At 55.7% G+C, this 14158-nt stretch carries 7 protein-coding genes and 3 rRNA genes; 2 read left to right on the top strand and 8 right to left on the bottom strand.

Annotation, left to right across the window (positions count from 1 at the left end; all coding sequences use genetic code 11):
* Positions 1-46: 46 nt before the first annotated feature.
* The 7 genes from rrf to CGERO_RS03110 form a co-directional block, all read right to left on the bottom strand.
* A 5S ribosomal RNA gene (gene rrf / locus CGERO_RS03145) occupies positions 47-163 on the bottom strand.
* Positions 164-294: 131 nt separating this feature from the next.
* Positions 295-3429: ribosomal RNA gene (locus CGERO_RS03140) — 23S ribosomal RNA — on the bottom strand.
* A 555-nt stretch (positions 3430-3984) separates the two neighbouring features.
* Positions 3985-5508, bottom strand: a 16S ribosomal RNA gene (locus CGERO_RS03130).
* The 16S, 23S and 5S rRNA genes sit together here, the layout of an rRNA operon.
* A 503-nt stretch (positions 5509-6011) precedes the next feature.
* Positions 6012-6764 (bottom strand): iron ABC transporter ATP-binding protein, encoded by a 753-nt coding sequence (locus tag CGERO_RS03125; RefSeq protein ID WP_123933433.1) that lies wholly within the window; start codon positions 6762-6764, stop codon positions 6012-6014.
* Positions 6761-7768 carry an iron chelate uptake ABC transporter family permease subunit gene (locus tag CGERO_RS03120; RefSeq protein WP_123933432.1) on the bottom strand — a complete coding sequence of 336 codons (1008 nt, stop codon included), beginning with the start codon at positions 7766-7768 and terminating at the stop codon, positions 6761-6763. The genes CGERO_RS03125 and CGERO_RS03120 overlap by 4 nt, the downstream gene beginning before the upstream one ends.
* Positions 7758-8675: an ABC transporter permease gene (locus CGERO_RS03115; RefSeq protein ID WP_123935892.1), complete on the bottom strand. Its 918-nt coding sequence runs from the start codon at positions 8673-8675 to the stop codon at positions 7758-7760. The genes CGERO_RS03120 and CGERO_RS03115 overlap by 11 nt, the downstream gene beginning before the upstream one ends.
* 45 nt (positions 8676-8720) lie before the next feature.
* A complete protein-coding gene (locus CGERO_RS03110) occupies positions 8721-9692 on the bottom strand; it encodes a siderophore ABC transporter substrate-binding protein (RefSeq protein WP_123933431.1) in 972 nt (323 codons plus the stop codon).
* A gap of 159 nt (positions 9693-9851) precedes the next feature.
* Between CGERO_RS03110 and CGERO_RS03105 the strand changes: the two genes are divergently transcribed.
* Complete coding sequence (locus CGERO_RS03105) at positions 9852-10967, top strand: MFS transporter (protein ID WP_123933430.1); 1116 nt, start codon at positions 9852-9854, stop codon at positions 10965-10967.
* Here the strand turns inward: CGERO_RS03105 and CGERO_RS03100 are convergent.
* Complete coding sequence (locus CGERO_RS03100) at positions 10964-12421, bottom strand: APC family permease (protein ID WP_123933429.1); 1458 nt, start codon at positions 12419-12421, stop codon at positions 10964-10966. The two genes, CGERO_RS03105 and CGERO_RS03100, sit on opposite strands and share 4 nt — an antisense overlap.
* 197 nt (positions 12422-12618) lie before the next feature.
* Here CGERO_RS03100 and CGERO_RS03095 point away from each other — a divergent pair, with 197 nt between their 5' ends.
* Entirely contained in the window at positions 12619-13920 is a 1302-nt protein-coding gene (locus tag CGERO_RS03095; protein WP_123933428.1) for a flavin monoamine oxidase family protein, read from the top strand.
* Positions 13921-14158: the final 238 nt, after the last annotated feature.

Below are 14158 nucleotides of genomic sequence, written 5' to 3'. Positions count from 1 at the left end.
ATGCTTAAAGCCCCCTTGCGGGGGCTTTAAGCATCTTGAAGTTGTTGGTCGGCGGTGTCTTACTCTCCCACACCCTCCCGGGTGCAGTACCATCAGCGCTGTCGGGCTTAGCTTCCGGGTTCGGAATGGGTCCGGGCGTTGCCCCGATGCTATAACCACCGACACGTTCTTGTGTGTGTTGGGTGTGCATGCACAGGCGGTGTTGTGTCAGTGACTGCATAGTGGACGCGGGTGATTGTGTGTTGTTTTGCGGGGTGTGTTGTTTTTTGGGGTTTGGTTGTTTTGCGGGTTGTGTTTGGTGTGTTGTTCGGTGGATTAGTACCAGTCACCTGCATGACCTTGCGGTATGTCCAGTTCTGGCCTATCAACCCGGTGGTCTACCGGGCACCTGATATTGAAACCTCATCTTAAAACAGGCTTCCCGCTTAGATGCTTTCAGCGGTTATCCCTTCCGTACGTAGCCAACCAGCCGTGCCACTGGCGTGACAACTGGCGCACTAGAGGTACGTCCGTCCCGGTCCTCTCGTACTAGGGACAGCCTTCTGCAAGTTTCTACGCGCGCGGCGGATAGAGACCGAACTGTCTCACGACGTTCTAAACCCAGCTCGCGTGCCGCTTTAATGGGCGAACAGCCCAACCCTTGGGACCTACTCCAGCCCCAGGATGCGACGAGCCGACATCGAGGTGCCAAACCATCCCGTCGATATGGACTCTTGGGGAAGATCAGCCTGTTATCCCCGGGGTACCTTTTATCCGTTGAGCGACACCACTTCCACTCGTCGATGCCGGATCACTAGTCCCGACTTTCGTCCCTGCTTGAGTTGTCACTCTCACAGTCAAGCTCCCTTGTGCACTTACACTCACCACCTGATTGCCAACCAGGCTGAGGGAACCTTTGGGCGCCTCCGTTACTGTTTAGGAGGCAACCGCCCCAGTTAAACTACCCACCAGGCACTGTCCCTGACCCAGATCATGGGCCGAGGTTGATAGATACCCAATTCGATCAGAGTGGTATTTCACCTGTGACTGACACTCCCACTGGCGTGGTGTGCTGATAACGTCTCCCACCTATGCTACACAAACCGAACCGAATATCAATACCAAGCTATAGTGAAGGTCCCGGGGTCTTTTCGTCCTGCCGCGCGTAACGAGCATCTTTACTCGTACTGCAATTTCACCGGGCCTGTGGTTGAGACAGCAGGGAAGTCGTTACGCCATTCGTGCAGGTCGGAACTTACCCGACAAGGAATTTCGCTACCTTAGGATGGTTATAGTTACCACCGCCGTTTACTGGGGCTTAAATTCTCCGCTTCGAACCCCACAGGGGTTCTAACAGGTCCTCTTAACCTTCCAGCACCGGGCAGGCGTCAGTCCGTATACATCAACTTCCACGTTTTCGCACGGACCTGTGTTTTTAATAAACAGTCGCTTCCCTCTATTCTCTGCGACCACCAAACACCAACCAACCGCATGGGCTGGTGATCTTCGGTGGCCCCCCTTCTCCCGAAGTTACGGGGGCATTTTGCCGAGTTCCTTAACCACAGTTCACCCGTTCGCCTGAGTATACTCTACTTGACGACCTGTGTCGGTTTGGGGTACGGGCTCACAACATCCTCGCTAGAGGCTTTTCTCGACAGTCCAGGATCACCACCTTCCCCACCCATAGTGGGATTCGTATCACGCCTGACCCATGATGCCTACCGGATTTGCCTAGTAGGCGGGCTGCACGCTTACACCACGAAAACCAACCTCGTGGCGTGGCTACCAACCTGTGTCACCCCATCGCTTGACTACTACCAATGAAGGTCCCACGCACACCCAACACCACACAACCACAAGTGGTTGTTGCGGGTTGGGGTGGGTGGTTAGTACCACTGCTTCGTCATGGACGGCTGTTGTGAGGTACCAGAATATCAACTGGTTGTCCATCGACTACGCCTGTCGGCCTCGCCTTAGGTCCCGACTCACCCTGGGAAGATTAGCTTGACCCAGGAACCCTTCGTCATTCGGCGGAGCAGGTTTTCACTGCTCATTCGTTACTCATGCCTGCATTCTCACTCGCGCACACTCCACACCACGATCACTCGGATGCTTCCACGCAGTGCACGACGCTCCCTACCCAACACACCACAACAGGTGTGTTGCCGCGGTTTCGGCGGTGTACTTGAGCCCCACTACATTGTCGGCGCAGAACCACTCGACCAGTGAGCTATTACGCACTCTTTCAAGGATGGCTGCTTCTAAGCCAACCTCCTGGCTGTCTTCGCGATCCCACATCCTTTTCCACTTAGTACACCCTTAGGGGCCTTAACCGGCGATCTGGGCTGTTTCCCTTTCGACCAACGGAGCTTATCCCCCGCAGTCTCACTGCTGTACTAGCATTCACTGGCATTCGGAGTTTGGCTGACATTGCTAAGATGGTAGTCCCGCTCAACCAACCAGTCGCTCTACCTCCAGGAAGCACCATACAACGCTGCACCTAAATGCATTTCGGGGAGAACCAGCTATCACGGAGTTTGATTGGCCTTTCACCCCTACCCACAGCTCATCCCCTCAGTTTTCAACCTAAGTGGGTTCGCGCCTCCACAACCTCTTACAGCTGCTTCACACTGGCCATGGGTAGATCACTCCGCTTCGGGTCCAGGACATGCCACTAACACTCACCCTAGTTAGGATTCGCTTTCGCTACGGCTACCCACACTCATGGTTAACCTCGCGACATGCCGCTGACTCGCAGGCTCATTCTTCAAAAGGCACGCCATCACCACCCACACACCCCACAACAGGGCACGCAAGCACGGCTCTGACGGTTTGTAAGCACACGGTTTCAGGTACTCTTTCACTCCTCCCGGGTACTTTTCACCATTCCTCACGGTACTACATCCGCTATCGGTCATTTCGAGTATTTAGGCTTACCGGGTGGTCCCGGCAGATTCACAGCAGATTCCACGAGCCCGCTGCTACTCGGGGTATAACACATGGCCCAACACCACCAACACTGCATTCACGTACAGGACTCTCACCTTCTCCGGCAGGCGATTCCACACCACTTCCGCTTACAGCATCAATCATGCTCTCGTGTCATGCCACCACGAACAGCCACGCCCACAACACCACACACGCAACCCTGGCACAGGTATCACACGCATACGGTTTAGCCTCATCCACGTTCGTTCGCCACTACTAGCAGAATCACAATTGTTTTCTCTTCCTGTAGGTACTGAGATGTTTCACTTCCCTACGTCTACCCCCACTAGCGCTATGCATTCACACTAGGGTCACCACCAATCACAGTGGCCAGGTTTCCCCATTCGGACACCCTCGGATCAACGCTTGATTGACAACTCCCCGAGGCCTATCGCGGCCTTCCACGTCCTTCATCGGCTCGAAATGCCAGGCATCCACCGTGTGCCCTTCCAACACACACCAACCACCACAACGGCAGCCAGTCATGCACCGGACACAACGAATCAACCACACCTGCCACAGCAAGCGCGGTCACACACAAACAAACAAACCTTCACACACCACAACCACCACACACAGTGATGGTCATAGCACAACAAACAATACTTAATTCACAGAATAAAGAATTACTCGCGTCCACTATACAGTTCTCACACAACACCACCACACACCAACCAACCACCACACAGGCAGCCAGCACAGTGTGCCATGATCCAACAAGGACAATCGTGTTGCCCCAGACACCCAACAGCGCACCAATACCCACACACCCCAACCACACCGGCGGGACGACAAAACTTTTTGTTGCTCTACTCATACTGCTTGCCCATTGCGCACACGCTGATCCATCACCACCACATCCGTGCACATCCGGCGCACACGCGGTGATCATGCCCATGTGTGATCTCCACCCGGGGTAGCACCCACACCACCACACACCAACTACTGGCGCGCGGGGCATCAACCTGTGAGCACCACATTCAACAAAAAAGAGAAAAATAAAATACTGCTCCTTAGAAAGGAGGTGATCCAGCCGCACCTTCCGGTACGGCTACCTTGTTACGACTTCGTCCCAATCGCCGATCCCACCTTCGACCACTCCCCCCACACACGGTGGTTGGGCCATGGGCTTCGGGTGTTACCAACTTTCATGACGTGACGGGCGGTGTGTACAAGGCCCGGGAACGTATTCACCGCAGCGTTGCTGATCTGCGATTACTAGCGACTCCGACTTCATGGGGTCGAGTTGCAGACCCCAATCCGAACTGAGTCCGGCTTTCAGCGATTCGCTCACCCTCACAGGTTCGCTGCGCGTTGTACCGACCATTGTAGCATGTGTGAAGCCCTGGACATAAGGGGCATGATGATTTGACGTCATCCCCACCTTCCTCCGAGTTCACCCCGGCAGTCTCTCATGAGTCCCCACCATCACGTGCTGGCAACATAAGACAAGGGTTGCGCTCGTTGCGGGACTTAACCCAACATCTCACGACACGAGCTGACGACAACCATGCACCACCTGTACACCAACCACAAGGGAAACTACATCTCTGCAGCGATCTGGTGTATGTCAAGCCCAGGTAAGGTTCTTCGCGTTGCATCGAATTAATCCACATGCTCCGCCGCTTGTGCGGGCCCCCGTCAATTCCTTTGAGTTTTAGCCTTGCGGCCGTACTCCCCAGGCGGGGCGCTTAATGCGTTAGCTACGGCACAGAAGTCGTGGAAGACCCCTACACCTAGCGCCCACCGTTTACGGCATGGACTACCAGGGTATCTAATCCTGTTCGCTCCCCATGCTTTCGCTCCTCAGCGTCAGTTACTGCCCAGAGACCTGCCTTCGCCATCGGTGTTCCTCCTGATATCTGCGCATTCCACCGCTACACCAGGAATTCCAGTCTCCCCTACAGCACTCAAGTTATGCCCGTATCGCCTGCACGCCCGGAGTTAAGCCCCGGAATTTCACAGACGACGCGACAAACCACCTACGAGCTCTTTACGCCCAGTAATTCCGGACAACGCTCGCACCCTACGTATTACCGCGGCTGCTGGCACGTAGTTAGCCGGTGCTTCTTCTCAAGGTACCGTCACAAAACGCTTCGTCCCTTGCGAAAGAGGTTTACAACCCGAAGGCCGTCATCCCCCACGCGGCGTCGCTGCATCAGGCTTGCGCCCATTGTGCAATATTCCCCACTGCTGCCTCCCGTAGGAGTCTGGGCCGTATCTCAGTCCCAATGTGGCCGTCCACCCTCTCAGGCCGGCTACCCGTCGCCGCCTTGGTAGGCCATTACCCCACCAACAAGCTGATAGGCCGCGGGCCCATCCCACACCGAAAAAACTTTCCACCACAATCACTACATCATGGTCCTATCTGGTATTAGACCCAGTTTCCCAGGCTTATCCCAAAGTGCAGGGCAGGTCACCCACGTGTTACTCACCCGTTCGCCACTCGAGTACCTTGCAAGCAAGGCCTTTCCGTTCGACTTGCATGTGTTAAGCACGCCGCCAGCGTTCGTCCTGAGCCAGGATCAAACTCTCCACAAAAAAACAAGCACAAAACACTCGTTCCAAAGGCTCGTGAAAAGCCCAAACCTAACCAAACAAACGATGACACAACATCATCATTCAAAAAAAACAACAGGGCAATCAGTGCATCAAACGCGCAGCGGGTCTTGACGAGACAACCAACCACACACACCAACCACCCCAGCACTACCATCACGCACCACCAACAAGCAGCACCATGACACCAGCACACAACCGGCACCACACACCACCAACGATGCGCAACAAGCAGCACAACAACAAAAATAAAAGTATTGGCACACTATTGAGTTCTCACACAACACAACACCACCACCAACCAAGGCGACAGCATCACATCAAAAAAATTTCGCCAACCGCTCGTTTTCCTGACCGCCATCTCCACAACCACTGTGGGGGCGCTGTCGGTCGCGGCGACCCACATAAAGTTACACACCCCCCACCAACAACACAAACCCCCAGCTCACAACACCAAAACAACCACCACACAACACGTCGAAAAGCTAGAGGTAAGCCGCCAGGGGCCCGTGGGGTCCATCGATGACGGTGATCGGAGTTCCAAAGATGTTGCTCAAGATCTCATCGCGAACAATTTCCTGCGGTGAGCCAAATGCGAATATCTTCCCGTCCCGCATGGCGCAGATTCGATCCGCGTAGCAAGCTGCAAAGTTGATGTCATGGAGCACCACGATGATGGTCTTACCCAAATCGATGGCAGCCTGTCGGAGGTGGCGCATCATTTCAACTGAGTGTGCAATGTCGAGATTGTTGAGGGGTTCGTCAAGCAGCACATAGTCCGTGTCCTGTGCCAACACCATGGCCACGTAAGCGCGTTGACGCTGACCTCCCGAAAGCTGGTCCAGATAACGATGCTGAAGCTGCTCTAGGTTAAGAAATTCCAAGGTGTTGCTGATCGCCGCTTCATCTTCGGCGGTCAAGCGACCGCGAGAATGGGGAAATCGACCAAATGCAACTAGTTGGCGCACGGTGAGGCGGGTTACAAAGTGGTTTTCCTGGCGCAAAATAGACAAAACTTTCGCCAATTCTTTGCTATCCGCGCTCGCGACGTCGAGTCCGGCCACCTCAATTGCACCCTGATCCATGCCGAGCAGCCTCCCGATCATCGTGAGCAACGTAGACTTCCCAGCACCGTTTGGTCCAACCAGCGCGGTAATGCCACCGCGGGGAATGCTGAGATCAATTGGGCCAACCACGGTTTCCCCATAGGTTTTGGCCGCGCTTGCAATCTTGATCATAGAGATCCCTTTCTCATGAGCACCACCAAAAAGAGCAGGCCGCCGACAAGTTCGATGATGATGCCAACAACTCCTTGTGCATAGAAAACATGGTGAAGAACGAAGTAGGCACCACAGAGCACAGCGAACGCGATTCCGCCAGCAAGAGGCAGGAGAAAACGGTGATCTTCAGTGCCGGCGAGCTGGTACGTGATGGTGACGACCAAAAAGCCCAGGAAAGTCATCGGCCCCACTAGGGCGGTCGACGTGGCCATCAAAATCGATACCACGCTGAGCAGCACCAAAGCCTCGCGGCGGTAACGTAGCCCCAAATTCAACGCCGACTCTTTACCCAACGCCATGACGTTGAGCACCTGAGACTTACTCATCAAATACGCCGCGCCGAAGATCACCAACGGGATCGCAATGGGAAAATATTGGGATTGGGCGTTCGCAACGGATCCGAATAGACGCGCGCTCAGGACATCGAATTCGCTCGGGGTGAGCAAACGCTGCATAAAGGTTGCCAAACTGCCTAGGCCTCCCCCGATCACGATGCCCACCAACAGCATCGCGTGCATGTCCCTACCTATCAGCCACGTGTATAGCAGCAATGTAAAAGCCACCATCAGTACCAGTTGGAACAGGAACATCCCGAAACTGTGGCTGAGCGTGGTCACCCCAAAAGCGAACACCGTTGCGGTGTGAATGGTTCGGTATAACGCTTCGAAACCCATGATGGATGGAGTCACGATTCTGTTATTCACCACGGTTTGAAACGCCAAGGTCGCCCACGCCTGCGCCACTGCCACCACCGCAATGGCAATCAAGGCATTGAAGCGTCGCTGCGCGATAAGCCAAAAGGCCTCGCTTCCAAAGGGCATTGGATTGCCATACGCCAGTAATCCGATTGCGCTGGAAGCAGCAATCAGATACACCACTATCAGGATTAGCCAATAGCGACGCCTGCCGGCGTTGTGCCCAAACATCGAGGTGCGCGTAGGTATGCGCGTATTAGCGTTCATTGCTGCTCCTCACGATGAGGATGACAAAAAACACGGCCCCGATGATTCCGAGCACTACCGACACTGGAATTTCGAATGGAGAAATGATCGTGCGGGCAAGCAAGTCAGAGGCTGTGACGATGCCGATACCTAGAAGGCATACCCAGCTGAGATTGCTTTGAAGGTTATCGCCTCGAAAACGGGAGACAATATTTGGAACGATGAGGCCCAGAAATGGGAGATTGCCCGCTACCACCGTGACCACGCCAGTTGCCAACGCGATCAGCGCGGTGCCGAAGAACACGAGACGTTGATAGGGCACGCCAAGATTTGTTGCGATGTCTTGCCCCAATCCGACGGCAGTGAAGTAGTCAGCACCCCAAAACACTGCGATCACTACCAAGAGCACCAACCACAGCACCTCGTATTGTCCCTGATACACGGAGGTGAAACTGCCCTGAAACCACACTGCCAGACTTTGCAATGCGTCGAATTCGAGGGCCAGAAACGTGCTCAGCGCACCAACCACTGCCCCGAGCATGATGCCCATGATGGGAACCACCAGCGATTGCTTCAGGCTGACCTTTCTCAGAAAGGCGAAGAACACCATGGTTCCAATGAACGAGCACAGCACCGCCATGACCATTCTTTGCAAGACTCCAGCTTCGGGAAAGAAAATCAGGCTGATCAACAGCCCGAGCCCCGCCCATTCCGTAGTGCCGGTTGTTGTGGGCTCAACGAATCGGTTCTGCGTGAGCAACTGCATGAGCAACCCGCTCATGGCGAGTGCTGCACCGGAGAGCACCAGGGCAATGGTGCGGGGGATGCGAGTGATCATCATCATCTCCCAACCACCGGGCGAGAAAATGTTGTACTCGCCCACCATGAGAGAGGCAAAGAGCAACCCCGCCACCACCATCGTTGCCATGGCGAAGCGGGGGTTCAGGGAACGAATCACGAAAAGTTTTCCTCGTTACTTGGACTGCTCGAATGCATCGGCGATGTCGTTGAGCATTTCCGTGTAGGTAATGATGGATTCGTTAATGTAGGTATCCTGCGGTGCGTACACCAAATGCTGATCCTTGATTGCGCTGACGTTCTTGAGTGCTGGAGAGTCAGCGATGACCTTGGAAGCTTTTTGATAATCGGGCTTGTCAGCATTGATTGCTCCGTCACGGTCGAGTACGAAAATCCAGTTCGGATTGGACTCAGCGATTGCTTCGACCGAAATGTCGTCACCTTCGTGGTTGCTGCTCGCGCCTTCTACCTCCAGCGCTGGCTTGAGGTTGAGCAATTCGAAGATTTGGCCGTAGGTGCGGCCAACTTTGGGGGCGATGTAGCCGATTTCGCCGCCGGAGACGTTCACTGCCATGACGGTATCGCTGCCGTTGTAGGCCTTTTTTGCTCGCTCGGCAGCCTTGTCAAAGTCCGCGACGAGCTCTTTCGCTTCGGATTCTTTGTCAAAGATCTTGCCCATTGCCATCACTTCGCGCTTCATGTCTTCAAAGAAGTCATGATCTTTGCGAGGTTCGAAGTCCACGATCGGCACTTCCGGATTGAGCTTCTTCATGTCTTCATAGTGTTGAGAGAAACGCTGGCCAGAGATGATGAGATCCGGCTGGGCTTCAACCAGCGCTTCCAGGTTGGGTTCGCGATGCGATCCCATATCTGCAACGTCGTCGCCTTCGTAGGCGTCGATGGTATCGGGAATCAACGTCTTCGGCGCGGCAACCAGCGGGATATCCCAGTCGGCGAGAATTTCGAAGGTTCGATTGTCGGTCGAGGCTGCCCGCTCTACCGGGACGGGAATTGCGACCTGCCCGTAGTTGTCTTCCACGGTAATTTCATTGCTTTTCGACGCAGACTGCTGTTCCTCCGCGCCACAAGCGGCCAGGCCGAGGCTCATCGCGAGCATGGCTGCTGTCAAAGACTTGAGTTTCATCATTGCCTTTCTTCGATGGGGATCCCGGCTACCTAAACAAAAATTACTAGCATAGGCAAACCTTAGTTAGCGCACCCTAAATCCAAAGCTTGTGCGCAGGGGGTTCTCTACAGACCCACCCCCATCCATACCCCCTAATGTGACCCGAACTACACTACTGATATGCAGGATTGGAAAAGGGTCTCTCTGGCGATGTTCGCAATAGGTTTCGGCGCGAATCACTTTGCTCCACTCCTACCCGTTTATCGGGCAGAACTTTCACTCACCCAGTCCAAAGTGACCCTTCTTTTAGCCATCTACATTCTCGGCCTCGTACCCGCACTCGTCCTCGGCGGCACTCGTTCCGACTACCTTGGCCGCAGAGCCGTCATGCGCCCCGCAGCGGTGATTTCCCTTTTTGGCACCCTGTTGTTGATGTTCTTTCCCGAACGTTTTGAGATCGTCGTGGCTGCGGGACGTCTAGTCACCGGAATCGCAGTGGGGCTCATGCTGGCAGCCGGAGCAGCGTGGTTGAAAGAGCTCACTGCAGCTAATGGCGGATCCATAGCGTTGGGCGCAAAGCGCGCAACCGTGGCAACATCCGCTGGCTTCGGGTTAGGCCCCGCCGTCAGTGGCGCCATGGCCCAATGGTTACCCGCACCGCTATACACCCCATTAGCGGCCCACCTGCTGCTTATTATCGTCTCTGGCATGGCAGTGTGGAACGTCCCCGAGACCGCCCCTCCATGCGAAGTTTCTCCGCGAGGATGGAGCCTACCTTCCTTCAGGATTCTATTGTGGGCACCCTGGGTGTTCGGGGCAGCCACCACTGCTTTTGCAACTCTCCCCACATTCCTCAGCACCGAGGCAGACATTGCCTTTGCCGGCTTGATCGCCTCGATGACGATGCTCAGCGGGGTGGCCGTGCAACAGGCTGTGAATCGCAGGATCCTCAACACTGGGCGCGCTCCGGTAGGCGTCGGGCTTTTCTTGGCTGCCGTGGGGATGGTGCTCGGCGCCTGGATCGCACATAGCCACTCAGTTTTCGCAATGCTTCTTACCGCGCCCGTTCTGGGAGCAGCTTACGGCACCCTCATGGTGTCGGGGCTATTCCTAGTGCAGAATGCAGCGCATAAAGATGACCTGGGACAACATACGGCCATCTACTATTCCGCCACGTACCTCGGGTTTTTTGCCCCGTGGATACTATCGCTGCTGTCCCAGGTCATTGACCAGGAATGGTCATTACTGTTCGGAGCTTTCGTGGCCGTTGCTACGGCCACCGTGGCGCGTCGTTAAGCTGCAACGCCCACGCCCGTTCCAATGCATTCATACAGCTCAGGATTGCTGCGTCGCAGCATTTCGCCACGAATATAGCCAGCAACGCCGGTAAGAAGAATCACCGAGGGCATACCTACGACCAGCGGATGGAAACCCTCTTGCCCCACCATCACATCAAAGTGAATCAAGATTTCGATGAAGATCACGGCCAGGCCAATCATCGCCAGCACAGGCGCGATCACCCGCACGAAGACATTGTGCTCGCGGTCTCCCCTGAAGAACATCACAACCGCGATTGAGGTGATCAGCAGCAGGAACACAATGCCGAACGCACCAGCGTTGGTCAGCCAGGAGAACATGGTGAGAACCGGGAATTCCGGTCCCGCATTGGTGGCCTCACCGTAGGCGGCGAAACCTACAATGAACAGCAGTGCGAGTGCCGACTGCGCGAGGGAAGCATAGATCGGGGCGTGGGTTTTCGGATGAGTGCGTCCGAGCTTTTCCGGCAGAACGCCTTCACGGCCGAGCACAAGTGCGTAACGCGCCACAGCGTTATGGAATGCAAACAGCGCCGCGAGCAGCGAGGTTACAAAGATGATGCGGCCAACAGTTGCTAACCCACCGTGGCCACCTTCTTCGAGAAAAACGAAAATGAGCTCAGGACCAAGCTCACGTGCGCGGTCGACGATTTGAGAGTCGCCAACTCCTTGGCCAATAGCCCAAGCCGAGAAGGCGTAAAAGCCAGCGATCAACATCAATGCACCATACGTTGCCCGTGGCACGGAACGCTTGGGGTCTTTTGCTTCCTCTGCGTAGATCGTGGCGGATTCAAAACCCATGAATGCTGCCATGCCGAATGCCAATGCCGCACCAACGCCAGGCCCAGCAAATCCAGCGGGATCGAAAGCTTGCGCGCTCAAACCTTCCGCCGGGTTGGCCAGGCCGATGAAATCCACGAATGCAACGACCGCGAATTCCAGCAACACCAAGACTCCGATGACTTTTGCAGAAGCATCAATGTTCATCGCACCAAGAAGTGCCGTCACCAACCAACACACCAACGCCGCGATCCACCAGCTCACTTCTATTCCAAGTAGCGCCGAGAGCGTTCCAGAAATCGTCACCCCCACAATGCCGTAGAGGCCGATCTGCATGGCGTTATAACTCACCAACGCCAGCCAAGCAGCGGCGAGTCCGTGTCGCTTACCCAAGCCAGTGGCGATATAGGCATACAGGGCACCGGCATTGGTGATGTTGCTGCTCATGGCCGCGTAGCCAACAGCGAAGATCAGAAGCACGACGCCGAGCACGAGGTACCCCATCGGCACTTCCACCATGCCTGTGACTGCATAACTGGTTGGCGCACCACCGGCGACGGCGGTCAGTGGCGCTGAAGCTGCGATGATCAACATCATCAGCGATCCGGCACCCAAATGCCCCTGGAGGGCGTGTTCCTTGTCTGTTGTTGCCATGATCTCCCTAACGTCTAAGGTGTTCCAAACCACACTTCGTGGTGACTCAGACGACTCTAAGGAGAATTCTGTGTTGATCACAGACTCCAGTGATGGCTATGCGCCCGATCACAAAAGCACTGCACCTCTCGCCAAGATTTGTGATGCGGATCATGGTGAAGTGGGACACATCACCGCAACTCAAGAAGGAGCATCCCATGGCACATTCCAAAGGTTCCATCGGCATCATCGGCGCGGGTTTCGCCGGACTCATCTCTGCGCGCGAACTCGAGCGCCTCGGCTATGACGTGGAAATTTTTGAAGCACGTGACCGCATCGGCGGTCGCACCTGGACCGAAGAGCGGATGGGCTACACGCTAGAAATCGGCGGCACCTGGGTCCACTGGATGCAGCCATTCATCTGGGCAGAGATCACCCGTTACGGCTCTGAAATTGTGGCGTCCCCCGTGTGTGACGAGGCATTCTGGATCGTTGGCGACAAGGTACACCGCGGTAAGGAAGCCGATGTGGACGAAAAGCTCGCCGCTGTCCAAGCAAAGATTTTCGAGCGTTCCCGTGAGCTTTTCCCGCTACCCCACGCACCCTGGACCAACCGCGATGCCGTGGAGGCCGCAGACACCGGCACTGTGCTCGACTGCGTCCGTAATGGCGAATTCAGCGACGAGGAAGTTGCACTCGCTAACGCATACTGGAATGCCGGATACAACGGCGAATCCCGCACCGCTTCGCCAATCATGGCGGCGCACTGGGCTTCGCTTTCAGACCATCGCCTTTCGCTGCTGGATGATCAAACGCTTCGCTACAAGCTCGTCGGCGGCATGAAGCGCATCTACACCAAGATCCGCGAAGACATCCGCGGCGAGGTGCACCTGAACTCGCGCGTGACCAAGGTCGACGATCTTGACGCAGGCAAGGGCGTCGACATCACACTGGAAGACGGCACCACCCGCCACTTTGACCAGCTCGTGGTCACCCTCCCCATCGGCGCACTACGAACCATCGACTTCACCGGCGATCTGCCCAAGCACGCCAAGGAGGCCATGGTCGAAGGATGGAACTGCACCGGCCATAAAGTCTGGGTGAAGATCAAGGGACACCGCAAAGTGCTGGCCTACGCCCCCGACGGCCACCCGCTCGCCCTGCTTCGCTCCGAGTACTTCTTGGACGACGACACCACCATCTGCGTCGGCTTTGGCCCCGACCACGCTGCCATCGATCTCAACAGCGTCGAGGAAGTCCAGAAGGCACTCGATGCGTGGGAGGCTGACCTAGAAGTGGTTGACACCTTCAGCCACGATTGGGTCGAGGATGAATTCACCGGCCAGACCTGGGCCACACCTCGCACCGGCCAATTCCTCCACGGCCACCCCGAGAAGCTGCGCCACGGCAACTTGATTTTCGCCGGTTCCGACTGGGCAGCCGGTTGGAACTCCTTCGTGGATGGCGCGATTGAGACTGGCTTCCGAGCCGCTCGAGAAATCGACGAGTTACACTCCTAACCCCCAAGCCCCGCTACGGCGGGGCAATTTTTTTGCCCTTCTTTTAGGCAAGGGCGCAGCGATCGTGACTCAAGCACACATTCCAGCTATTGCCGATAACCAGCAGCAAGCTTTTCGACGCCCCACCAGACCAAACCCCTCTGCACTCTTTCTCACAATCGAGCGGCCCTGATTCACGTTTACAGCGTGGCTGCGAGACCTCAAGCATGATCAAGCGGTCACAGCATATCTTCCGAAA

It is taken from the genome of Corynebacterium gerontici, from assembly GCF_003813985.1.
Classification (GTDB): domain Bacteria; phylum Actinomycetota; class Actinomycetes; order Mycobacteriales; family Mycobacteriaceae; genus Corynebacterium; species Corynebacterium gerontici.
The sequence above is the reverse complement of the archived record's forward strand: the minus strand, read 5'-3'. Positions and strand labels throughout refer to the sequence as shown.

What these genes read in the sequence shown, in the direction of transcription:
- CGERO_RS03125 (WP_123933433.1), bottom strand. Translation starts at nt 6,764, where the DNA reads ATGATCAAGATTGCAAGCGCGGCCAAAACCTATGGGGAAACCGTGGTT.
- CGERO_RS03120 (WP_123933432.1), bottom strand. Translation starts at nt 7,768, where the DNA reads ATGAACGCTAATACGCGCATACCTACGCGCACCTCGATGTTTGGGCAC.
- CGERO_RS03115 (WP_123935892.1), bottom strand. Translation starts at nt 8,675, where the DNA reads ATGGCAACGATGGTGGTGGCGGGGTTGCTCTTTGCCTCTCTCATGGTG.
- CGERO_RS03110 (WP_123933431.1), bottom strand. Translation starts at nt 9,692, where the DNA reads ATGATGAAACTCAAGTCTTTGACAGCAGCCATGCTCGCGATGAGCCTC.
- CGERO_RS03105 (WP_123933430.1), top strand. Translation starts at nt 9,852, where the DNA reads ATGCAGGATTGGAAAAGGGTCTCTCTGGCGATGTTCGCAATAGGTTTC.
- CGERO_RS03100 (WP_123933429.1), bottom strand. Translation starts at nt 12,421, where the DNA reads ATGGCAACAACAGACAAGGAACACGCCCTCCAGGGGCATTTGGGTGCC.
- CGERO_RS03095 (WP_123933428.1), top strand. Translation starts at nt 12,619, where the DNA reads ATGGCACATTCCAAAGGTTCCATCGGCATCATCGGCGCGGGTTTCGCC.